The 22279-nt window shown below is 66.0% G+C and carries 22 protein-coding genes; 8 read left to right on the top strand and 14 right to left on the bottom strand.

Annotation, left to right across the window (positions count from 1 at the left end):
* Window position 1: 1 nt before the first annotated feature.
* The 5 genes from ARC63_RS06765 to ARC63_RS06745 all read right to left on the bottom strand — a co-directional run bounded on the left by ARC63_RS06765 (window position 2) and on the right by ARC63_RS06745 (window position 4145).
* Window positions 2-250: an acyl carrier protein gene (locus ARC63_RS06765; protein ID WP_010480664.1), complete on the bottom strand. Its 249-nt coding sequence runs from the start codon at window positions 248-250 to the stop codon at window positions 2-4.
* Window positions 247-1005, bottom strand: a complete 759-nt coding sequence (locus ARC63_RS06760; RefSeq protein ID WP_010480665.1) for a GNAT family N-acetyltransferase — start codon at window positions 1003-1005, stop codon at window positions 247-249. Before ARC63_RS06760 ends, ARC63_RS06765 begins: the two co-directional genes overlap by 4 nt.
* The gene (locus tag ARC63_RS06755; protein ID WP_010480666.1) at window positions 1002-1925 is read right to left on the bottom strand and encodes a glycosyltransferase family 2 protein; all 924 of its coding nucleotides are present in this window, start codon (window positions 1923-1925) and stop codon (window positions 1002-1004) included. Before ARC63_RS06755 ends, ARC63_RS06760 begins: the two co-directional genes overlap by 4 nt.
* Before the next feature lie 532 nt (window positions 1926-2457).
* Window positions 2458-3399, bottom strand: coding sequence for an electron transfer flavoprotein subunit alpha/FixB family protein (locus ARC63_RS06750; RefSeq protein WP_010480667.1), 942 nt, complete (start codon window positions 3397-3399; stop codon window positions 2458-2460).
* Entirely contained in the window at window positions 3399-4145 is a 747-nt protein-coding gene (locus ARC63_RS06745) for an electron transfer flavoprotein subunit beta/FixA family protein (protein ID WP_057502862.1), read from the bottom strand. The genes ARC63_RS06750 and ARC63_RS06745 overlap by 1 nt, the downstream gene beginning before the upstream one ends.
* Window positions 4146-4407: 262 nt before the next feature.
* On the opposite strand from ARC63_RS06745, the gene rfbB reads away from it, so the two are divergent.
* The 4 genes from rfbB to rfbD are packed head-to-tail and all read left to right on the top strand — an operon-like array spanning window position 4408 to window position 7809.
* A complete protein-coding gene (gene rfbB / locus ARC63_RS06740; protein ID WP_057502861.1) occupies window positions 4408-5463 on the top strand; it encodes a dTDP-glucose 4,6-dehydratase in 1056 nt (351 codons plus the stop codon).
* Between the two features lie 14 nt (window positions 5464-5477).
* The gene (gene rfbA, locus ARC63_RS06735) at window positions 5478-6365 is read left to right on the top strand and encodes a glucose-1-phosphate thymidylyltransferase RfbA (protein WP_057502860.1); all 888 of its coding nucleotides are present in this window, start codon (window positions 5478-5480) and stop codon (window positions 6363-6365) included.
* Window positions 6362-6919 carry a dTDP-4-dehydrorhamnose 3,5-epimerase gene (gene rfbC, locus ARC63_RS06730; protein ID WP_010480673.1) on the top strand — a complete coding sequence of 186 codons (558 nt, stop codon included), beginning with the start codon at window positions 6362-6364 and terminating at the stop codon, window positions 6917-6919. The genes rfbA and rfbC overlap by 4 nt, the downstream gene beginning before the upstream one ends.
* The gene (gene rfbD / locus ARC63_RS06725; RefSeq protein ID WP_057502859.1) at window positions 6916-7809 is read left to right on the top strand and encodes a dTDP-4-dehydrorhamnose reductase; all 894 of its coding nucleotides are present in this window, start codon (window positions 6916-6918) and stop codon (window positions 7807-7809) included. The genes rfbC and rfbD overlap by 4 nt, the downstream gene beginning before the upstream one ends.
* Window positions 7810-7884: 75 nt before the next feature.
* On the opposite strand, the gene ARC63_RS06720 is transcribed toward rfbD, so the two are convergent.
* From ARC63_RS06720 to ARC63_RS06710, 3 genes are all read right to left on the bottom strand, one after another.
* Window positions 7885-9288: a mannose-1-phosphate guanylyltransferase/mannose-6-phosphate isomerase gene (locus ARC63_RS06720; RefSeq protein WP_057502858.1), complete on the bottom strand. Its 1404-nt coding sequence runs from the start codon at window positions 9286-9288 to the stop codon at window positions 7885-7887.
* Between the two features lie 12 nt (window positions 9289-9300).
* The gene (locus tag ARC63_RS06715) at window positions 9301-10647 is read right to left on the bottom strand and encodes a phosphohexomutase domain-containing protein (RefSeq protein WP_057502857.1); all 1347 of its coding nucleotides are present in this window, start codon (window positions 10645-10647) and stop codon (window positions 9301-9303) included.
* 97 nt (window positions 10648-10744) lie between these two features.
* Window positions 10745-13375, bottom strand: a complete 2631-nt coding sequence (locus ARC63_RS06710; RefSeq protein WP_057502856.1) for a DEAD/DEAH box helicase — start codon at window positions 13373-13375, stop codon at window positions 10745-10747.
* Window positions 13376-13533: 158 nt separating this feature from the next.
* On the opposite strand from ARC63_RS06710, the gene ARC63_RS06705 reads away from it, so the two are divergent.
* Genes ARC63_RS06705 through ARC63_RS06695 form a run of 3 tightly spaced genes read left to right on the top strand, consistent with a single transcriptional unit; the run spans window position 13534 to window position 15531 of the window.
* The gene (locus ARC63_RS06705; RefSeq protein ID WP_057502855.1) at window positions 13534-14265 is read left to right on the top strand and encodes a CoA transferase subunit A; all 732 of its coding nucleotides are present in this window, start codon (window positions 13534-13536) and stop codon (window positions 14263-14265) included.
* 1 nt (window position 14266) lies between these two features.
* Window positions 14267-14899 carry a CoA transferase subunit B gene (locus tag ARC63_RS06700; protein ID WP_057502854.1) on the top strand — a complete coding sequence of 211 codons (633 nt, stop codon included), beginning with the start codon at window positions 14267-14269 and terminating at the stop codon, window positions 14897-14899.
* Window positions 14900-14943: 44 nt separating this feature from the next.
* The gene (locus ARC63_RS06695; protein ID WP_057502853.1) at window positions 14944-15531 is read left to right on the top strand and encodes an alpha-ketoglutarate-dependent dioxygenase AlkB family protein; all 588 of its coding nucleotides are present in this window, start codon (window positions 14944-14946) and stop codon (window positions 15529-15531) included.
* A 4-nt stretch (window positions 15532-15535) separates the two neighbouring features.
* Here ARC63_RS06695 and ARC63_RS06690 read toward each other — a convergent pair whose 3' ends face one another.
* The 4 genes from ARC63_RS06690 to ARC63_RS06675 are packed head-to-tail and all read right to left on the bottom strand — an operon-like array spanning window position 15536 to window position 19054.
* Window positions 15536-16177 carry an ABC-type transport auxiliary lipoprotein family protein gene (locus ARC63_RS06690; RefSeq protein ID WP_049455356.1) on the bottom strand — a complete coding sequence of 214 codons (642 nt, stop codon included), beginning with the start codon at window positions 16175-16177 and terminating at the stop codon, window positions 15536-15538.
* Complete coding sequence (locus ARC63_RS06685; RefSeq protein ID WP_010480691.1) at window positions 16174-17100, bottom strand: MlaD family protein; 927 nt, start codon at window positions 17098-17100, stop codon at window positions 16174-16176. The genes ARC63_RS06690 and ARC63_RS06685 overlap by 4 nt, the downstream gene beginning before the upstream one ends.
* Before the next feature lie 3 nt (window positions 17101-17103).
* Window positions 17104-17931, bottom strand: coding sequence for an ABC transporter ATP-binding protein (locus ARC63_RS06680; RefSeq protein WP_057502852.1), 828 nt, complete (start codon window positions 17929-17931; stop codon window positions 17104-17106).
* A 1-nt stretch (window position 17932) separates the two neighbouring features.
* Window positions 17933-19054, bottom strand: coding sequence for an ABC transporter permease (locus tag ARC63_RS06675; RefSeq protein ID WP_010480695.1), 1122 nt, complete (start codon window positions 19052-19054; stop codon window positions 17933-17935).
* Window positions 19055-19146: 92 nt separating this feature from the next.
* On the opposite strand from ARC63_RS06675, the gene ARC63_RS06670 reads away from it, so the two are divergent.
* Window positions 19147-20406: a threonine/serine exporter family protein gene (locus ARC63_RS06670; RefSeq protein ID WP_010480697.1), complete on the top strand. Its 1260-nt coding sequence runs from the start codon at window positions 19147-19149 to the stop codon at window positions 20404-20406.
* Between the two features lie 135 nt (window positions 20407-20541).
* Here the strand turns inward: ARC63_RS06670 and ARC63_RS06665 are convergent, their stop codons facing one another.
* Window positions 20542-20925, bottom strand: coding sequence for an H-NS histone family protein (locus ARC63_RS06665; RefSeq protein ID WP_049398421.1), 384 nt, complete (start codon window positions 20923-20925; stop codon window positions 20542-20544).
* Window positions 20926-21147: 222 nt separating this feature from the next.
* Window positions 21148-22279, bottom strand: a 1132-nt coding sequence (gene proS, locus ARC63_RS06660; RefSeq protein WP_057502851.1) for a proline--tRNA ligase, incomplete at its 5' end; no start/stop codon positions are given.

Genomic DNA, 22279 nt, shown 5'->3' with positions numbered 1-22279 from the left:
CTCAAACGGCTGCGCCGTGCTTGCGCAGGATTTCGCGCGCTTTGCCCACCGAGCTCATGTCGATCACTTCATCCATATCGATCATCACACCGAAGGCTTCTTCCAGTGCGGCGACCACCGACATATGGGCGATTGAATCCCACTGCGGGATGGTGTTGTAACGCAGATCGTCGCTCACGCTGTCGGCTGCGATGCCCAGCACACGGGCGAACACGGCAACGACCTGATCTTCGGTAACGGTATCGTTCATAGGAATTTCCTGAACCCAAACAGGGTGCTGTTGAAGTGGAAGCCAAGGCGGGCATACAGATTGATGATGCCCGTATTCGCGGCGGAAACGAGGGTCGTGCAGTGCGGGATGCCACGCGCGCCCAACGATTCGAGCGCGGTGATCCACAACGGGAGGGCAAGCATGGCGTAGGGACCTGAAGCGCCGGTCAACAGCAGTTCGCAGTTGCTGCGGTCTGCAGCAATGCGTTCGGCATGGAAGCCGATGACGCGGCCGCGCGATTCGGCCACGTAGGCCAGTCCCCCGGTGACCATGTCTTCGATCCAGTTGGCGGTGCGCAACGCGGCCCGCTGGGGGTCGATGGCGGGATCTTCCAGGAAGCGGCCGTGCGCGAAGTCGGTGGCGGCAATCTGCCGCAGCTCGGCCACATCGCCAGCGACTGCGGGACGTAGCGTCGGCAGCATGCCGCGCGGAACCTGGGGCAGGTTGGCGAAGCCGCTGCGCGAAACGGTCAATGAGGTCTCCACGAAGGCGAAGCCGTGCTGGAGCAGGGCCGCCTTGGCCACCGGTTGTGTGGCGTCGATGCGGCCGAAGAGGTAGTGCACCGAGTGGTTGGCGCACCAACGCTCGAGTTCGACCAGCAATGGCGCTGCATGTGCCGCGGTGGCGACGTCCAGTGCGGTCACCTCTGCGGTAACGAAGCCGAGGGCGCGCTCGTCCCAGGGGGTCAGGCGCGCGGCGATCCGTCCTTCGCCGTTGTCGATGAGCAGGTTCATCGGGCTTCCTGTGCATCGTTCACCGCGTCGGCGACGATGTAGTACGGGCGCTTCTGCACATTGCGGAACACTTGGCCGACATACAGGCCGACGACGCCCAGGCAGAACATCACCAGGCCGCCGATCAGCCAGACCGAGCCGATGATGGAGGTGTAACCGGCCACTTCGATATCGCCATCCCACCAGCGCAGCAGGCTTAGCGCCACCAGCACGAAGGCGACCAGCGAACAGGCGATCCCGGTGCCGGCCACCATGCGCAGTGGCTTTTCCGAGTAGCCCAGCGCAATGTTGGTCGACAAAGTAAGCAGCTTGCGCAGGGTGTAGGAGGTTTCGCCCACGGTACGGGCCTGGTGCTGGACCGGCAGCTTGCCAGTACGGAAGCCGGCCCATTTGACCATCAACGGGAACGAACGGTCTCGTTCGGGCATCCTGCATACCGCATTGATGACCTTGCGATGGTAGATGCCGAAGTTGGCCGTGCTGGGGTCCTGCGGTACGCCGGTGAGCCAGCCCAGCAGGCCGAAAAAGGCCCACGAAGACAGTCGCTTGAGCGCTTTGTCCTGACGTTCCAGGCGTTGTGCGAACACAACATCGAGTTGTTCTTCGTTGGCCTTGCGGTACAACGCGGGAATTTCGCGGGGAACGTCCTGCAGATCGCAGTCCATCACTACCGTCCAACGACCACGTGCGTGTTCTATCCCGGCCGAAATGGCCGAATGCTGGCCAAAGTTGCGCGACAGGCGCAGGCCACGCAGCCAGGGCCGGGTAGCGGCCAGTTCGGCGATCCGGGCCCAGGCGCCGTCGGGGCTGGCGTCGTCGACCAGGATCATCTCGAAGCTGACGCCCAGGGTTGCGATCGCGGCCTCGACCTGGTCCACGAGGTCTTCCAGGCATCCCTGGCAGCCATAGACAGGTGCCACGACCGAGATTTCCAGTGGGTGTTCTCCACCATACGGCGGAGAGGGCGTCGCTTCTGTCATGGCGTAGTGGACCCTTGCGCGCCCTGCCTCGGCACGTGAATGACACCGCGATGGTGTGCGAGGAGGCAACAGGGAGTCTCCCGGCCTTCCGCCGCGCGCCACGATCAGTGTCGGCAGTCGTCGATTATAGCTTTACCGGCTGCGTGCACAGCGGCCCATCGCCATTCATGGGCCCTGCGCGGGGCAGCGCCCTACGGCTCCATCGCGTGGCCTGCTCGTAGGCCGAAGCGGACCCGCAGGCAGGTCCAACCGGCTGCCACATCACGGGTTTCGGGAGCGAGCATCGAGCTCACTCTTCCATTCATCTACATGATTGCGGCATGACGCGCCAGGCGTTTCCAGCTGCAGCAGGAAGCTTCCGGGACGTGGATGCCGGAAGACGGCCGAACGTACCAAGAGACAGCAAAAACCCCCGGCGGAACGGATGCTCCAACCGGGGGCAGGGCCTGCGGCTGCAGGGATCGGGCCTGCGTCAGCCCAGCGCGGCTTCCAGCTCCGGCAGGATCGCAAACAGATCCCCCACCAGGCCGATATCGGCGATCTCGAAGATCGGCGCGTCGCCGTCCTTGTTGATCGCGACAATCGTGCCCGCATCCTTGATGCCGGTCAGGTGCTGGATGGCACCGCTGATACCCACGGCCACGTACAGCTCCGGCGCGATGATCTTGCCGGTCTGGCCGACCTGCAGGTCGCTGGGCACGTAGCCGGCGTCGACCGCGGCACGCGAGGCACCCACGGCGGCACCGAGCTTGTCGGCCAGCTGGAAGATGACCTTGAAGTTCTCTTCCGAACCGACACCACGGCCGCCGGAGACCACGCGCTTGGCGCTCTGGAGGTCCGGGCGGTCGCTGGCACCGGCGGCCAGGCCGACGAAGCGGGTATGGGTCGGCAGGGCAGCGTCAACGCTGGCTGCTTCGATGGCGGCGCTGCCGCCCTGGGCAGCTTCCGGCCAGGACGCGGCGCGCACGGTGGCGACTACGATCTGGTCGGCCGGTGCTTCCACGGTGATGATCGCGTTGCCGGCATAGATCGGGCGCTTGAAGGTGTGGCTGCCTTCGACGCTCATCAGGTCGGAGACCTGGTTGACGCCGAGCAGGGCGGCCACGCACGGCATGAGGTCCTTGCCGAAGGTGGTCGACGGGCCGAACACATGGGTATAGCCCTTGGCCAGCTGCGCGATCTGCGGTGCCAGTACCTGGGCGATGGCCTGCGCGTTGGCGGCATTGGCCACGGTCAGGACCTTGGCGACGCCAGCGATCTTCGCGGCTTCGGCGGCGACGGCGGCCGGGTCGGCGGCCAGCACCAGCACGTCGATGCTGGCACCGCTGATGGCGGCGGCGGCACTGACGGTCTTGGCGGTGGCGGCGTTGAGCTTGCCGTCGTGGTGCTCGGCGATGACGAGAATCTTGCTCATTACAGCAGCCCCTTCTGCTTGAGTGCGGCAACCAGTTCGGCCGCGTCCTTGACCATCACACCCTTGCTGCGCTTGGACGGCGCGGCGTACTGGATGGTCTTGAAGGTGTCGGCGGCTTCAACGCCGAGGTCGGCCAGCTGCAGGGTTTCCAGCGGCTTGGCCTTGGCCTTCATGATGTCCGGCAGCTTGATGAAGCGCGGCTCGTTCAGGCGCAGGTCGGTGGTGACCACGGCCGGCAGATCCACTTCCAGTGTTTCCAGGCCGGCGTCGACTTCACGGGTCACCGTGGCCTTGCCGTCGGCAATCTCCAGCTTGCTGGCGAAGGTCGCCTGCGGGCGGCCCCACAGCGTGGCCAGCATCTGGCCGGTCTGGTTGGCGTCGTCGTCAATGGCCTGCTTGCCGAGGATCACCAGGTCCGGCTGTTCCTTCTCGATCAGCTTGAGCAGGGTGCGCGACGCGGTCAGCGGCTGGATGGCCTGGTCGGTGACGACATGGATGGCGCGGTTGGCGCCCATGGCCAAGCCGTTGCGCAGGTGCGCCTGGGCGTCGGCCGGGGCGATGGTGGCAACCACGACTTCGCTGGCGATGCCCTTGTCGCGCAGGCGCAAGGCTTCTTCCAGGGCGATTTCATCGAAGGGGTTGGGGGACAGCTTGACGCCGTCGGTGACCACGCCGGAACCGTCCGGCTTGACCTGAATGCGGACGTTGTAGTCCACCACGCGCTTGTACGCGACGAGGATTTTCATCTGGTACGGGGTCCTTCAGTAACAGGGAGAACGTCCGGTCCTGGAACAGCAACCGGTTCGGGGGTGGGACCCCGATTCTAGCTGGCTTGGGGTGACCATGCGAATGCGTATGGTTATGTTGCGGCGCGGCAAAAATGCACCTCCGCGAGCGCGTGTTCACGTCACGCAGGCGGTCGTGAAGGCCATCGGGATGTATCCTGTCACGCTGCGCTGGGGCGCCCGTGGGCGCTCCTTGGATGAATTTCGATCAGGAGAACAGGTAGTGCCCACATGGCTTGTCACCGGCGGCGCCGGATTCATTGGCGGTAACTTCGTTCTCGAGGCCGTCGCGCGCGGCGTCAAGGTCATCAACCTCGATGTGCTGACCTACGCCGGCAACCTGAAGACCCTGTCCAGCCTGGACGGCAACCCCAACCACCTGTTCGTGCAGGGCGATATCGGCGACCAGGCCCTGGTCGCGAACCTGCTGGCCGAACACCGGCCGGATGCCGTGGTGAACTTCGCCGCCGAAAGCCACGTTGACCGCTCCATCGACGGTCCCGGTGCCTTCATCCAGACCAATGTGGTGGGCACCCTGGGCCTGCTGGAAGCGGTCCGTGACTACTGGAAGGCGCTGCCGGACGAACAGGGCGCGGCCTTCCGCTTCCTGCACGTGTCCACCGACGAGGTGTACGGCACCCTGGGCGAGACCGGCAAGTTCAGCGAAACCACCCCGTACGCCCCGAATTCGCCGTACTCGGCGTCGAAGGCCGCTTCGGACCACCTGGTCCGTGCCTTCCACCACACCTACGGGCTGCCGGTACTGACCACCAACTGCTCCAACAACTATGGCCCGTACCACTTCCCCGAGAAGCTGATCCCGCTGGTGATCGCCAAGGCGCTGGCTGGCGAGCCGCTGCCGGTGTACGGCGATGGCAAGCAGGTGCGCGACTGGCTGTTCGTGTCCGACCACTGCGAAGCGATCCGCACCGTGCTGGCCAAGGGCCAGGTCGGCGAGACCTACAACGTCGGCGGCAACTCGGAAAAGCAGAACATCGAAGTGGTGCAGGCCATCTGTGCGCTGCTGGACCAGCGCCGCCCGCGCGCGGATGGACAGCCGCGCAGCAGCCAGATCACCTACGTTACCGACCGCCCCGGACATGACCGCCGCTATGCGATCGATGCCTCCAAGCTGAAGAACGACCTGGGCTGGGAACCGGCCTACACCTTCGAGCAGGGCATCACGTTCACCGTCGACTGGTACCTGGACAACCAGGCATGGGTCAACGGCGTGCTGGATGGCAGCTACCGCCTGCAGCGCATCGGCACTGCCGCCTGAGGCCGGGAGATAACATGACGCAACGCAAGGGCATCATCCTGGCCGGCGGTTCCGGCACCCGGCTGTATCCGATCACCAAGGGCGTCAGCAAGCAGCTGTTGCCGGTGTACGACAAGCCGATGATCTACTACCCGCTCAGCGTGCTGATGCTGGCGGGCATCCGCGAAGTGTTGATCATCAATACTCCGCACGAACAGGCGCTGTTCCAGCAGCTGCTGGGCGACGGTTCGCAATGGGGCATGGACATCCAGTACGCGGTGCAGCCGAGTCCGGATGGCCTGGCCCAGGCCTACCTGATCGGCCGCGACTTCGTCGCCGGCAAGCCGAGCTGCCTGGTGCTGGGCGACAACATCTTCCACGGCCACGGCCTGCGCGAGGTGCTCAAGCGTGCAGACGAACGCGTGCACGGCTCGACCGTGTTCGGCTACTGGGTGAATGATCCGGAGCGCTACGGCGTGGCCGAGTTCGATCAGAGCGGCAAGGTGATCGATCTGGTGGAGAAGCCGGAAAAACCGCGCTCCAACTATGCGGTGACCGGCCTGTACTTCTATGACGGCAAGGCCAGCGATTACGCGGCCGAACTGAAGCCGTCGCCGCGTGGTGAGCTGGAGATCACCGATCTCAACAAGCGCTACCTGGAAGAAGGCAATCTTCACCTGGAAGCGCTCGGCCGTGGCTATGCCTGGCTGGATACCGGCACTCACCAATCGCTGCTGGAAGCCTCCAACTTCATCGAGACCATCCAGACCCGCCAGGGCCTGCAGGTCTGCTGCCCGGAAGAAATCGCGTTCGGCCAAGGCTGGATCAATGCCGAGCAGCTGGAGGCGTTGGCTGCGCCGTTGATCAAGAATGGCTACGGCCAGTACCTGCACACGCTCGCCCAGCGTGGAGTCGTTCCGTGAAAGTAATTGAAACCAAGTTGCCCGGCTGCGTGGTGATCGAGCCGGCCGTGTTCGGCGATGCCCGCGGTTATTTCTTTGAAACCTGGAATGCCGAGCGTTTTGCCGCGCTGGGCCTGCCGGATCGTTTCGTGCAGAGCAACGTGTCCACCTCGGCGCAGGGCGTGCTGCGTGGCCTGCATTACCAGTGGCCGCGCCCGCAGGGCAAGCTGGTCAGCGTGCTGGAAGGCGAGGTCTATGACGTGGCCGTGGACATCCGCCGCGGCTCGCCGACCTTCGGCCAGTGGGAGGCGGTGGTGCTGAGCGCTGAAAACAGGAAGCAGTTCTGGATTCCGGAAGGCTTCGCGCACGGGTTTGCCGTGCTCTCCGAACGTGCACTGTTCAGCTATCTGTGCACGGACGTCTACGTCAAGGAAGCGGATGCAGGTATCCGCTGGAATGACGCCGATATTGCGGTGGACTGGCCGGTGAGTGCACCGACCCTGTCGGCCAAGGACGAGACCGCGCCCTTCCTGAAGGACATTGCCGAAGACCGCCTGCCGGTCTACGTGCCATGACCGTTCTGGTGTTCGGCGGCAATGGCCAGGTCGGCCAGGAACTGCTGCGCGCGCTGGCGCCACTGGGCAAAGTAGTCGCGACCACCCGCAGCGGGCAACTGCCCGACGGAAGTGCCTGCGAGATGGCTGATTTCGGCCAGCCCGACAGCCTGCCGGCGCTGCTGGATCGCCTGCAGCCATCGGTGGTGGTCAACGCGGCCGCCTACACGGCGGTGGACCGTGCCGAGCAGGAGGTCGATTCGGCCTTCGCCGCCAACGCGCAGGCGCCGGGCGTGATCGCGCGCTGGTGCGCGGCCCATGGCGTGCCCTTGGTGCATTACTCCACCGACTACGTGTTCGACGGCCAGGGCCGTGCGCCCTACCGCGAAGACGAGCCGACCGCGCCGTTGGGCGTCTATGGCACCAGCAAGCGCGATGGTGAGGATGCAGTGCGTCTGGCCGGTGGCCGCCACCTGATCTTCCGCACGGCGTGGGTCTATGCCTCACATGGCGCCAATTTCCTGCGCACCATGCTGCGGGTGGGATCAGAACGCGAACAGTTGCGGGTAGTGGCCGACCAGATCGGTACGCCCACTCCGGCTGCGCTGATCGCCGATGTCACCGCGCAGGCGCTGCAGCATCCGGGCCACTTGTCCGGAACCTGGCATCTGACGGCCAGTGGCCAGACCAGCTGGCATGGGTTTGCCGAGGCGATCTTCGCCGAAGCGCTGGCTACCGGGGTGGTGGTGAAAGTGCCGGCCGTCGAGGCGATTCCCAGTTCCGAGTATCCGACGCCGGCCAAGCGCCCGGCCTGGTCGGTGCTGGACAACCGCAAGCTGCAGCAGGATTTCGGCATCGTGCTGCCAGCGTGGCAGGACGGGTTGAAGCGGGTGATGGCTGAAATTGCCTGACCCGGCAGGTGACGTGCCGACCAACGGTCGGCACCCACCCCGACCAACGGTCGGCACTCGCTGCAGGGCGTCGGCTCAACTGCGCCCGTACGTGTCCTCGAACCGCACGATGTCATCCTCGCCCAGGTAGCTGCCCGACTGTACTTCGATCAGTTCCAGCGGCAGTTTTCCGGGGTTGCGCAGGCGGTGGGTCACGCCCAGCGGGATGTAGGTGCTCTGGTTCTCGCTGAGCAGGATCACTTCGTCGCCGCGGGTCACTTCAGCGGTGCCGCTGACCACGATCCAGTGCTCGGCGCGGTGATGATGCATCTGCAGGCTGAGTGTGCCGCCGGGCTTGACCGTGATGCGCTTGACCTGGAAGCGTGCACCATTGTCGACTGAATCGTACGCGCCCCACGGGCGGTAGACCTTGCGATGCCACGTGGCCTCGCTGCGGCCTTCGGACTTCAGCTGACCAACAACGGTCTTGACCTCCTGCATGCGATCGGCCTTGCCGACCAGCACCGCGTCGTCGGTCTCGACGACGATCACGTCATCCAGGCCGACCAGTGCCACCAGGCGCTGTGCATAGGCATAGGTGTTGCGGCAGTCGATGGCGATCACATCGCCCTGGTGGGCGTTGCCATCGCCGTCCTGCTGCGAGACATCGCGCAGCGCCGTCCACGAGCCGACATCGTTCCAGCCGGCGTCCAGCGGAATCACCACGGCGTCTGCGGTTTTTTCCATCACCGCGTAGTCGATGGAGTCGGAAGGAACCGCAGCGAAGGCGTCCTTGTCCAGACGGGTGAAATCCGAATCGCGACGGGCCTGCTGCCAGGCCTGGCGGCTGCCGGCCAGCATGTCGGGCTGGAAGTGCTCAAGTTCCTGCAGGTAGCGCGAGGCCTTGAACAGGAACATGCCGCTGTTCCAGTAATACTGGCCGCTGCTGACGTAACCGGTGGCGGTCTCAAGGTCGGGCTTTTCGACAAAGCGCTCGACCGCACGCAGGCCCTGCCCATCGGCGGCCTTGATATAGCCGTAGCCGGTTTCCGGACCGCTCGGCACGATGCCGAAGGTCACCAGCTTGCCGGCCTCGGCAGCGCTGGCTGCAGCCTGCACGACTGCGCGGAATGCGGCCTCATCGGTGATCACATGGTCCGAGGGCAGCACCAGCAGCAGCGCATCGGCGCCGTCGCGGGTGGCCTCTAGGGCTGCGACCGCGATCGCCGGCGCCGTATTGCGGCCCACCGGCTCCAGGATGATGCCAGCCGGCTCGGCGCCGACCTGCTGCAGCTGCTCGGCAGCGACGAAGCGGTGCTCCTCGTTGGCGATCACCAGCGGGCCATGCGCGGCGATGGGAGCGACGCGCTGCCAGGTGGCCTGCAGCATCGTCAGCTCGCTGGCCAACGGCAGGAACTGCTTGGGGTAGGACTCGCGCGACAGCGGCCACAGGCGGGTGCCGGAGCCACCGGACAGAATGACGGGCTGGATGATGCTCATGGTCGTCCTTGGTTACTGCTGAAGGAGGTGGGAAATTTCATCAGTGCGGGCCTGCATCAGCCCTGCGTCGCCGCGGGCTTCAACGTTCAGGCGCAGCAGCGGCTCGGTGTTGGAGCTGCGCAGGTTGAAGCGCCAGTCGCCGAAGTCGGCACTGATGCCGTCGGTGTGGTCCAGTACCGGCGCTTGCGCCGCGAAGTGCGCCATGACGCGGGCCACAGCGGCCTTGGCATCGGCCACCTTGAAGTTGATCTCGCCACTGCACGGATAGGCCGCCATGCGGTCTTCGACCCAGTCGGCCAGCGAGCGGCCGCTTTCGGAAATCAGCTGGGCGATCAGCAGCCACGGGATCATGCCGGAGTCGGCATAGGCGAATTCGCGGAAGTAGTGGTGGGCGCTCATCTCACCGCCATACACCGCATCCTCGGCGCGCATCTTTTCCTTGATGAAGGCATGGCCGCTCTTGCACAGCACCGGTACGCCGCCCGCCTGCTCCACCATCTCCACGGTGTTCCAGACCAGGCGAGGGTCATGCACGACCTTGCCGCCGGGATTGCGCGCGAGGATAGCCTTGGCCAGCAGGCCGACCAGGTAATAGCCCTCGATGAAGCGGCCGGTGTGATCGAAGAAGAAGCAGCGGTCGAAGTCGCCGTCCCAGGCGATGCCGAAGTCAGCACCATGCTCGCGCACGGCGTCGGCAGTGGCGGCACGGTTTTCCGGCAGCAGCGGGTTGGGAATGCCGTTGGGGAAGTTGCCGTCGGGTTCGTGGCAGATGCGGATGAACTCGAACGGCAGGTGCGGGGCCAGCAGGTCGACGATGGCGCCCGCGCCGCCATTGCCGGCATTCACCACCAGCTTCAGCGGCGTGAGCTTGCTGGCATCGACATAGCTGAGCAGGTGCTGGATGTAGGCGCTCTTGTCATGCTGGGCGGTCTGCCCGGCACGCGGCGGCTGGGCCTCGGACATATCGACGGCGACCGCATCGGAGATCGCGAACAGGCCGGTATCGGAGCTGATCGGACGGGCATTCTCCTTGACCAGCTTCATGCCGTTGTAATCCATCGGGTTGTGGCTGGCGGTCACCATCACGCCGCCGGCCGCGCCGAGGTGATCGGTCTGGAAGTAGACCTCTTCGGTACCGCACAGGCCGATGTCGATCACCTCGCGGCCGGTACCACGCAGGCCTGCGGCCAGCGCATCCTGCAGCGCCGGGCTGGTCAGGCGCACATCGTGGCCGAGGACCACCGGACCGGGAGCGAGCTGTGCGGCCAGGGCAACGCCGATGCGGCGGGCCAGGTCTTCGTTCAGTTCTTCCGGCACACGGCCGCGGATATCGTAGGCCTTGAAGGCGGGCAGGGGCATCGATCAGATCCTTTGTGAGCTCAGCCCCCAATTGTAGTCCCAGTCCCGTATGGGAATCGTTTCCATCGGGGAACGCCACCTGACTGGCGTTCGGGGGTCAGGCTCGCGTCGACCGTTTGCCCGCTTTACGGGAACGTTTGCCGGGCAGGCCCGGCAACGGCGCCAGCAGCGCCTGCACGTCTTCCTCGCTGAAGCGTGGCCCCGTAGCACCGCCGCCTTCGAGAATCGAGTCGGCCAGCGTGGCCTTGCGTTCCTGCAGCTCGGCGATCCGTTCTTCAATGCTGCCTGCGGCGATCAGCCGGTAAACGAACACCGGCTGCTGCTGGCCGATGCGATGGGCGCGGTCACTGGCCTGGTTTTCGGCCGCCGGGTTCCACCAGGGGTCGAAGTGGATGACGGTGTCGGCGGCGGTCAGGTTCAACCCGACGCCACCTGCCTTCAGGCTGATCAGGAACACCGGCACCTCGCCCTGCATGAAGCGCTGCACCGGCGTAGCCCGGTCCTGGGTGTCGCCGGTCAGGGTCACATAGGCCAGCCCGAGCTCCTCCAGCGCCTGCGCGATCAGTGCCAGCATGCCGGTGAACTGCGAGAACACCAGGACCCGCCGGCCTTCCTCGACCATCGACGGCAGCATGTCGCGCAGCAGCTCCAGCTTGGCCGAGCCGGCATTGCGTGCCGGGGCGTCGCCCGGCAGCAGGCGCGGATCGCAGCAGACCTGGCGCAGCTTCAGCAGGGCATCCAGCACCACGATATGGCTGCGCGCCAGCCCGCTGCCGCTGATGGCCTCGCGCACCTGCTTTTCCATCGCTGCACGCACGGTTTCATAGAGATCACGCTGGCCGCCCTCCATGTCCACCGCGCGGGTAATGAGGGTCTTGGGCGGAAGCTCTGACGCGACCTGGTCCTTGCGCCGGCGCAGGATGAAGGGACGCAGGCGCTGCGCCAGCAACGTGGCGCGACGGTGGTCGCTGGCACGTTCGATCGGATGGCGCCAATGCTGGTTGAACTGCTTCTCGCTGCCGAGCAGGCCGGGCAGCAGGAAGTCGAACTGCGTCCACAGCTCGCCCAGATGGTTCTCCAGTGGCGTGCCGGTCAGGCACAGGCGATGGCGGGCCTGCAGCGTGCGCAGGGTGATGGCCGCGCGTGACTTCGGGTTCTTCACCTGCTGGGCTTCATCCAGAATCAGCAGATGGTAGGCATGTGCCTGCAGCGCCTGCTCGTCGCGCCACAGCAGGGGATACGTGGTCAGCACAAGATCATGCTCGGGAATCGCCTCGAACAGTGCTTCGCGCGTCGGTCCGTGCAGGGTCAGCACCCGCAGGCCAGGGGTGAAGCGTGCGGCTTCGCTCTGCCAGTTGTGCAGCAGCGAGGTCGGCACCACCAGCAGCGCCGGCTGGTCCAGGCGGCCACTTTCCTTTTCGACCAGCAGATGCGCCAGCGTCTGCAGGGTCTTGCCCAGCCCCATGTCATCGGCCAGCACGCCGCCCAGACCCTGCTGGCGCAGGTACTGCAGCCACGACAGGCCTTCACGCTGATAGGGACGCAGCGTCGCCACCAGTCCCGCCGGTGGCGGCACTTCACCCAGTGCGGGTGCCTGCATCAGGCGCTGCACCAGCGCCTGGGTGTCCTTGCGCCCCCGGAACTGCAGGCGCGCCGTATCCCGCAGCGCCTGCAGGCGGCCACGGTCAAGCGCTGACAAGCGCAGCGGCGCGCCACGCTGGGCGAACAGGTCCGCCAACAGCGCCATGATCGGCTTCAATCGAGCGGCCCGCAGTGCCAGGCGGGTGCTGTCGCCTGCCATCAACAGGATGTTCTCGTCATCGCCGATGGCGTCCAGCTGGCCACGCATCCAGCGGGGATCGGACTGCAGCACCTGCTGCAGCAGCGGAACCATCGACACGTTGCGGCCTTCCACCTGGATGTCCAGGCCCAGGTTGAACCAGCCCGCATCCGCCGGGTCGGCCTGGATGTCCAGGCCGATCTCATCCACCCGGGTGATGCGATGGCGGAAATCGTCGTCCGTCTCCACCTTCCAGCCCAGGGCTTCCAGGCGCGGCACGTCGTCCAGCAGGAACCGTGTCCAGTCATGGGTGCGCAGCTGGAACTGCGGGCCTGCGCCGTCCAATGGCGCCCGTGGTTCCACGTCGCGATGCAGTCCCACCGTGCGCAGCTCGGCCTCGCGCCGTGACTCCTCAACCAGGTCGCGGGGCAGCAGGGCGAGCTGGCCCTCCGGATCGTGTGCGAACAGGCTCGGATCATCCAGGAACCGCACGTGTTCGTCGTATTCGAAGGCCACGGTCGCGATATCGGCCCATTGCGAAGGGTCGCGGGGGCCGAGCCACGGCGGACGGAACTCGACCGTGTGCAGGCGCAGGACGGGCGTCATCGAACGGATCAACAGCGTTGGCAGCGTGCTGCTGTCGTCGGGCATGGGGGGCGTATGGTCGATCTGCTGCAGCATCTGCGCCAGCACAGCCGCCACGTGCATGCAGTCGTGGCCGAGCAGGCAGGAACACCGGTTGCGCAGCAGGCTGCGCGGATGGCGAAGGCTGGCGGCCAGGTCGATCTCCACCCGGTAGGAGTACTTGGCCGGGATCTTTACCTCAGCGACCAGAATGTCACCGAACAGACGCATGCTGTGGACTTCCGACAGGCCATGGTCGCTCATCTCCAGCGTCCGGCCTTCCATCCAGCGGAGCAGGTCTTCTTCGGTGTAGGTATGGGCCATCAACGAGGGTGGGGCGGGCACGGGGCCGACCATTGGCAGGGGAACCCGGCATTCTACGGAACCCTGTGCGATGCCCGTGCAATGCTGCGGCGCATCCAGGCCCTCCGCCGCCCTCCAGCTAGAATGCGGTCATCCTCAACGTGCAGGGTAGTACAGCAATGCAGCAATCGACTTCCACCGGCAAGCGCGGCAAGCGCTTCGCCAGTGCGGCGGAGGCCCTGCAAGGGGTGGTCGCCGATGGCCAGACGCTGGCCGTGGGCGGCTTCGGCCTGTGTGGCATTCCCGAGGCCCTGATCGCCGCGCTGCGCGACAGCGGTGCCAAGGGCCTGACCGTGATCTCCAACAATGCCGGCGTCGATGGTTTCGGACTGGGCCAGCTGCTGGAAACCCGGCAGATCAAGAAGATGATTTCGTCCTATGTGGGCGAGAACAAAGAGTTCGAGCGGCAGTTCCTGGCCGGCGAGCTCGAGCTGGAGTTCAACCCACAGGGCACCCTGGCCGAGCGCCTGCGTGCCGGCGGCGCGGGCATTCCGGCGTTCTTCACCGCCACCGGCTACGGCACGGTGGTGGCTGAAGGAAAGGAAACCCGCGAGTTCGACGGCAAGCACTACGTAATGGAAACCGCGCTGCGCGCCGACGTGGCGCTGGTCAAGGCGTGGAAGGCTGATGAAGCGGGCAACCTGGTGTTCCGCAAGACCGCGCGCAACTTCAATCCGGCCTGCGCGATGGCCGGCAAGGTCTGCATCGTGGAAGTGGAAGAGGTAGTGCCGGTTGGCGCCATCGACCCGGACCAGGTGCACCTGCCAGGCATCTATGTACACCGCATCGTGCACAACGCGCATCCTGAAAAGCGTATCGAACAGCGCACCATCCGCGCGGAGGGCAACTGACATGGCGTGGACCCGCGATGAGATGGCGGCACGTGCCGCCCGCGAACTGACCGATGGTGCGTACGTGAACCTGGGCATCGGCCTGCCGACCCTGGTTGCCAACCACATCCCCGAAGGGGTGGACGTGTGGCTGCAGTCGGAAAACGGCCTGCTCGGCATCGGTCCGTTTCCGACCGACGCCGAAGTGGACGCCGACCTGATCAATGCCGGCAAGCAGACCGTCACCGCGCGTGCCGGTGCCAGCTATTTCGGCAGCCACGACAGCTTCGCGATGATCCGCGGTGGCCATGTGAACCTGGCTATCCTCGGCGCCATGCAGGTCACCGACAAGGGTGACCTGGCCAACTGGATGGTGCCGGGCAAGATGGTCAAGGGCATGGGCGGTGCGATGGACCTGGTGGCCGGCGTGCAGCGCGTGGTGGTGCTGATGGAGCACACCGCCAAGAACGGCGAGCACAAGATCCTGACCGAATGCACGCTGCCGCTGACCGGTGTCGGCGTGGTCGACCGCATCATCACCGACCTGGCCGTGTTCGATGTCACCGACAAGGGGGTGCTGCTGGTGGAAGCCGCACCCGGTGTCAGCGATGACGAGTTGAAGGAAAAGACCGGCGTTGCGTTCCAGCGCGCTTGATGTCCCGGGGAGGCTGCAGGCCGCCCCTTTCCGGAAGGCACGCGATGCTGTTCCCCGACGATCTTCCTGATGCTGACGTCCAGCACCTGCGGGGTTGGCTGGCCCCGGCCGACGCGGACGCGCTGATGTCCGTGCTGCAGGCTGATGTGCCTTGGGAGGTCCATCGCATCCGCATGTTCGGCAACTGGGTGGATTCGCCGCGGCTGAGTTGCTGGATCGGCGATCCGCTGGCGCGCTACCGCTATTCCGGGGCTGAATTCGTGCCGCACCCCTGGCCACCCGCGTTGCAGGCCATGCGCGGGCGCCTGCAGGCGGAGGGCATCGGCCGCTTCAACAGCGTGCTGCTGAACCGCTATCGCGGCGGTGGCGACTACATGGGCTGGCACAGCGATGACGAGCCAGAGCTGGGGCCGACCCCGGTGATTGCTTCGCTGAGCCTGGGCGCGGCGCGCCGCTTCCTGCTGCGCCGGCGCGATGACCCGGCGCGGAAGGCCGAGTACCTGCTCGGCCATGGCGATCTGCTGGTGATGGCGGGGCAGACACAGCGGTTCTACCAGCACGCGCTGCCGAAGATGGCACGGGTGCAGGGCGAACGGATCAACCTGACGTTCCGCTGGATTACGCCACGCTGACCGGTCAGCGCGCGACGGTCGGCTGGTCGGCCTGCCCGCTTGTCAGCGTCCAGCCCACCATCTCCTGTGCCAGCTGCTGCAGGCCGCGCTCGAACGCGGCGGCAACCGCCGGCACGTCGGTACTGCCGACCGGCTGTGCCTGGCGGAAGGTACGGTCGGCGACCACGCGCTGGTCGGCCACATGGATCAGCTTGGCGTTGACCTCGATCACCACGGTCGGCGTGGCCTGGCCCAGGTAGTCCGATTCAAAGCGGCGCACATCGGTGGACAGCTTGTAGTCGGCACGGATGCCGGCACTGCTGCGCGCCACGCCACGGATGCGGCCGGAGTCCTCAAAGCCACGCAGCAAGGTGTCCTCGATCATGTCGGTGGCCGGCTGTGCCCAGCTGGCCCCCTTGTAGATCTCCATCTGCGACGGCGTCGGCCGCACGTTGATACGCGGGCTGTCGACCATGCGCGCGGCGCTGGGCTTGGCCAGCACCAGCTGCCAGCCCACCTGTGGCCACGCCGGGTCGGCCTTCACCTGCACGGACGGCGAGTACAGCGTCACTGCGGTTTTCTCGCTGCTGCCAAGGATGGAGCAGCCGCCCAGCAGGGTGACCATCGAAGCGGCCAGCAGCAGGCGCGGAAGGGCGGTCGGGCTCATTTGGGTTCGAACTCCTTCGGTGCGTCGCGGCCCAGCAGGTAGCGCGCGGGGTTGTTCTCGAGGCGGTCGCTGACCCGGCGCAGATCGCGGATCAGGCCGCGCAGTTCGGTCAGCGTCGGGCCGAGCTGGCCGAGGCCATCGTTGGCGAAGCTGTTGATCGCGGCACGGTTCTCGCCAAGGATCGAGTCGGCGTTGCCAGCGGCCGAATCAAGCTTGGCCAGGGTGGCGTCGAGCTTGTCGATGATGCCCGGCAGCTGCTGCACCAGGTTCTTGTCCAGGCGCTCGATGGTGCCATTGGTGGTCTTCAGCGTGGTGTCCAGGCTGCGGGCGGCATCGCGCGCGCTGAGCAGCAGCGCCTGCGTGCCCTGGTCGCGGTCGGCCAGGCCGCCGCTGATCGTTTCCAGGTTGGCCAGCGTCGCGTTGATCGAGGCCACGTTGCGGTCGCTGAGGATCTGGTCCATGCGCTCGACGATGCGGTTGGCAACGTCGGTGATGTTCTGCAGCGCCGACGGCGTGGTTGGAATGATCGGCGCCGGGTCCTTATTGACCGTGGTCAGTGCCGGCGACTGCGGCGTACCACCGCTGAGCTGGATGATCGACGGGCCGGTCAGGCTGGTGATCGCCAGCTTTGCACGGGTATCGGTCTTGACCGGGGTGGTCGAGTTCAGGCGGATGCGTGCGACCACCTGGCGCGGGTCGTCCGGAACCAGGTTCAGTTCGATGATCGAACCCACCGCGATGCCGTTGTACTGTACCGGGCTGCCCACCGACAGGCCAGTTACTGCCTCGCGGAACACCACGCGGTATTCCTGCCAGGTACGGTCGGAGGAGTACTTGGCCGCCCACAGGCCGAAGGCCAGCAGGGCCAGGCCGGTGATCAGGGTGAACGCGCCGATCAGCACGTAGTTGGCTTTGGTTTCCATGGCTCAGGCACTCTCGATCTGTTCGCCGCGCGCGGCACGCGCACGCGGTCCGTGGAAGTATTCCTGGATCCACGGATGATCCAGTTTCTCGATGTCCGGCAGTGGCGCGTTGGCCACCACTTTGCGGTCGGCGATCACTGCCACCCGGTCGCAGATCGCATACAGCGTGTCCAGGTCGTGGGTGATCAGGAATACGGTCAGCCCCAGCGCTTCCTGCAGGGTCTTGATCAGGCGGTCGAATGCAGCCGCACCGATCGGGTCGAGGCCGGCGGTGGGTTCGTCCAGGAACAGCAGCGGCGGGTCCAGCGCCAGTGCACGGGCCAGGCCGGCACGCTTGCGCATGCCACCGGACAGCTGCGACGGCAGCTTGTTGATCGCATCGGCAGGCAGGCCGGCCAGCTTCACCTTCAGCAGTGCCAGCTCGTAATGCCAGCGCTCGGGCAGCTCGCGATGATGCTCCTGCAGGGGGACCTGTACGTTCTCGCCCACGGTAAGCGAGGAGAACAGGGCACCGTCCTGGAACAGCACGCCGGTGTTGCGCTCGATGTGCAGCCGGCTCTCGGCATCATCGGCGCGCGCGTCGCGGCCGAGGACTTCGATCTGCCCGGCATCGGGCGTACGCAGGCCCAGGATCGAGCGCATCAGTACCGACTTGCCGGTACCGGAGCCGCCCACCACGCCGAGAATTTCGCCGCGGCGCACGTCCAGGTCCAGGTCCTCGTGCACGGTCTGGCTGCCGAAGCGGTTGACCAGCCCGCGCACGCGGATGGCCAGGTCGTGGCCATCGTCGTCCTGCATGGGAATGTCGTCGGGCGTCGGATGCGTGCTCATGTCACCAGTCCATGTGCATGAACCACAACGCCGCGAAGGCGTCGATGATGATCACCAGCGAGATGGTCTGCACCACGCTGGAGGTGGTGCGTTCGCCCACCGACTGCGCCGTGCCTTCCACCTTCAGGCCTTCCAGGCAGCCGATCAGGCCGATCACCAGCGCGAACACCGGCGCCTTCGACAGGCCGACCAGCATGTGCCGCACTTCCATCGTCTCGTGCATGCGCGCGATGTACATCTGCGGCGGGATGTCGAGGTCGAACGCACCGACGGTGATGCCGCCAGCCAGGCCGGCCACCATCGCAATGAAGGTCAGCAGCGGCAGGGTGACCAGCAGCGCCAGCAGCCGTGGCAGCACCAGCAGGTCGATCGGATCCAGGCCCAGGGTGCGCATCGCATCGATTTCCTCGCGCGCTTTCATCGCACCGATCTGTGCGGTGAAGGCGCTGGCGGTGCGGCCGGCCAGCACGATGGCGGTCAGCAGCACCGCGAACTCGCGCAGGAAGGCGATGTTGACCAGCTCGACCACGTAGATCTCGGCGCCGAAGTCGCGAAGGATGGTCGAGCCGAGGAAGGCGATCACCGCGCCCACCAGGTAGGACAGCAGCGCCACCAGCGGTACCGCGTCCAGCCCGACCTGCTCCATCTGGTGCACGGTGGCGGTCAGGCGGAAGCGACGGGGTTCCTTGACCAGGCGAGCTCCCTTGACCAGGTTCTCGCCGAGGAAACTGCACAGCGCCTTGATGTTGTGGCCGGTGGCATGGACGCTGACACCCAGCCGTTCCAGCGCCGCCAGCACGCCGAAGTCGCGCTTGGGCTTGGGCCGGTCGTCGGCCACTTCCTCGATGGTGCACACCAGCGCCTGGTGATCCGGGCGGAACTTCAGTGCGTCCTCGCCGAGGTCGGCGCGATGGGCTACGCGCAGCACCTGCAGCACGCCGGCCGAATCCATTTTCTCGATGGCGGTGGCATCGATGCCGGTCAGCGTGTCGGGAACGCCGCGCAGGACTTCGGCCGCGGCCAGCGCGGTCTTCAAGGTCCAGGTGCCGGACAGGCGGATCACGCCCGGGTCATGGGCATCCTGTTCGAGCTGGGGGGCGTGGTTCGGGGTCACTTGGGCCATTCGGGTCGCAGCATAACCGTTCTGTATTGGGCTTCGCGTCGAACTCGGATGAATTTCTCCGGTAAGGCCCAGCCTAGGTAATACTACGGCGCATGTCCGCAGACGCTCACACGATCCCCACGCCCCAGGCCAGCTACGCACAGCGCGTGGCCTTCGTTTCCGAGATCGCCGGACGCCTGCACAGCTATGGCACAACGGCCCAGCGCCTGGAAACAGCGGTGGTGGCACTGGCCCGCCAGCTCGATCTGGATTGTGAACCGTGGTCGAATCCCACCGGTATCATCCTCAGCTTCAGCGACCCGGCGCAGGCGATCGGCTCCAGTGACATCACCCGCGTGATCCGCTTGGCGCCCGGCGAGAACGACCTGCACAAGCTCAGCGTCGCCGACCATATCGCCGAGGAAGTGGCCAATGGGCGGATGAGCATCGCCCAGGGCCACACCGCATTGCGCCAGCTGGACAAGGATCCGGGCCGGCGCGGCAAGCTGCGCACCATCCTTTCGTTCACCCTCGGCGCGGCCGGCGTGGCCGGCATGTGGAAGCTGCCGTGGCTGGACATCGCCACCGCCGGTGTCATCGGCCTGATGATCGGCCTGCTCGGCATGGTCACCGACCGTCGCCCGGCCACCCGCGAAGCCGCCGAGGCACTGGCCGCGCTGCTGGCCGGCCTGGTCGCCACGCTGGTCGCGTCCTTCATCGGCGCGCTCAACCTCAACACAGTGATCATCGCCTCGCTGGTGGTGCTGCTGCCGGGCATGTCGCTGACCAATGCGGTCAATGAACTGGCCAGCCAGCACTGGGTGTCGGGGACCGCGCGCTTCGCCGGTGCGCTGACCACCATCATGAAACTCAGTGTGGGCGCGATGATCGCGGTGACCCTGGCCGACGTGCTCGGCCTCGACCCGGTGATCCGCGCGGCGCGGCCGCAGGGGCCCTGGGTGGAGTGGGGCTCGCTGCTGACCGCGGCGTTCGCCTTCGCGATGCTGTTCAAGGCCAACCGCCGCGATTACCCGTGGGTGATCGCCGCCTCGGTGGCCGGCTATGCGATCTCCAAGTTCGGTGGCCACGCCTGGGGCGCGCCGGCCGGCATCTTCCTATCGGCGATGCTGCTGACCGCCGGTGGCAATCTGTTCGGCCGTCTCGTTGGCCGCCCAGGTGCGATCATCCGCCTGCCTGGCATCATCATGATGGTGCCAGGCAGCACCAGCCTGCGCGGCGTGCTGACCCTGGTCCAGCAGCAGGACGTGGGTGCCGGCCAGAGCGTGTTCCTCACCGTGCTCAACGTGGTGATGGCCCTGGTCGCCGGCCTGCTGTTCGGCAACCTGCTGATGCCCGCTCGCAAAACCCTGTAATGATGTCGGTGGGTGTGGACCGTTGGTCCACACGCCGGGAGGGCTGCTTGCTGTGGGTGTGGACCTCGGTCCACACACCGAAGAATGAAAAACGCCGGCTTTCGCCGGCGTTTTTCATCGCATTCCAATCCGGCCTCAGGCCTTCTTGATCAGGAAATCTTCCGGCTTCTTGTTGCCCTTGGCGGTCAGCTCGGCCATCCAGCGCGGCTGCTTGCCACGACCGGTCCAGGTTTCCTTGGGGTTGGCCGGGTTGCGGTACTTCGGAGCAACCTTGCCCAGCTTGCGGCCAGCGGTCTTCGACGGTGCCTTGGCGGCCTTGGCCACCTTGCGCGCGCGCGGGGCCGGGGCGTCGCCGAACAGTTCCTCGATGGTGTAACCCTCGGTCTTGGCCAGCTTGGTCAGCTGTGCCCGGACCTTGGTGATCGGCCGGCGCTTGGCGACGATGGTCTGCTGTTTCTTGGCGGTACGGATCAGGGCGCCCAGCTCGCGTGCCGACAGGCCGGTCAGGTCAATGCTCATTTACGGTTACTCCGGAAACTAATAAGTGGACGGGACGAGCCAGTCCATGGCGTCGCGGGACAGAATAAAGATGAATTAATCCCAGCACAAATGCAGGCGGGTCATGGCCTGGCAGCATCCCGGCTGCATTGCGTCTGTTTTGACCGGATTATGTCCGCTGCAATATTGCTCAAATGGGCGTCAGCTAGAAAAAGACCGGGGCATGCCCCGGTCTTTTCCTGATCAGTCCTGCAGACGCTGCAGCAGGGTGGCCTTGTCCAGGTTCTCGGCTTCGCTGGCGCGGCGCGAGCGGTACTCGTAGGTACCGGCGGCCAGGCCACGTTCGCTGACCACCACGCGGTGCGGGATGCCGATCAGTTCCATGTCGGCAAACATCGCGCCCGGGCGCAGGCCACGGTCGTCCAGCGCGGTATCGAGGCCGGCGTCGCGAAGTTCCTGCAGCAGGTTGGACGCTGCATCGGCGACGGCAGCGTCGCCCTTCGGGTTGATCACGCACACCACCACCTGCCACGGCGCCATCGCGTCCGGCCAGATGATGCCGGCATCGTCATGGTTCTGTTCGATCGCGGCAGCCACCACGCGCGAGATGCCGATGCCATAGCAGCCCATCGCCATCACCGCCGCCTTGCCGTTCTCGTCCAGCACCGTGGCATCCAGCGCTTCGGCGTACTTGCGGCCCAGCTGGAACACGTGGCCGACTTCGATGCCACGGGCGATCTTCAGTTCGCCGCCGTCCAGCGCGCGGTCACCGGCACGCACGTTGCGGATGTCGGCCACTTCCGGTTCCGGCAGGTCGCGGCCCCAGTTGACGCCGGCCAGGTGGAAACCGGCTTCGTTGGCGCCGACGACGAAGTCGGACATCGCCGCCACTTCGCGATCAGCCACCACGCGGATGGCCTTGGCCGGGGCGACCGGGCCGAGGAAGCCCGGCACGCTGCCCAGGTACTCGGCGATTTCCGCCTCGCTGGCAAAGCGCTGTTCGTCCAGGCCGGCAACCTTGGCCAGCTTGATCTCGTTGACCTCATGGTCGCCGCGCACCAGCACCAGGACGAACTGCTGTGCCTTGCCTTCGCCCGCGATCAGCGCCACCGACTTCACCGTGCGCTGCAGGTCGATGCCGAGCAGGGCCGCGACGTCCTCGCAGGTCTTCTGGGTGGGGGTGTCGACCTTGCGCATGGCTTCGCTGGCGGCGGCACGCGGTGCCGGATCGGCGGCGATCGCCGCTTCCATGTTGGCCGCGTAGTCCGAACCGGTGGAGAACACCAGCGCGTCCTCGCCGGAATCGGCGATCACGTGGAATTCCTGCGACGCATCGCCGCCGATCGCACCGGAGTCGGCCTGCACCATGCGGAAG

Source organism: Stenotrophomonas geniculata ATCC 19374 = JCM 13324, from assembly GCF_001431625.1.
GTDB classification, from domain to species: Bacteria; Pseudomonadota; Gammaproteobacteria; order Xanthomonadales; family Xanthomonadaceae; genus Stenotrophomonas; species Stenotrophomonas geniculata.
The sequence above is the reverse complement of the archived record's forward strand: the minus strand, read 5'-3'. Positions and strand labels throughout refer to the sequence as shown.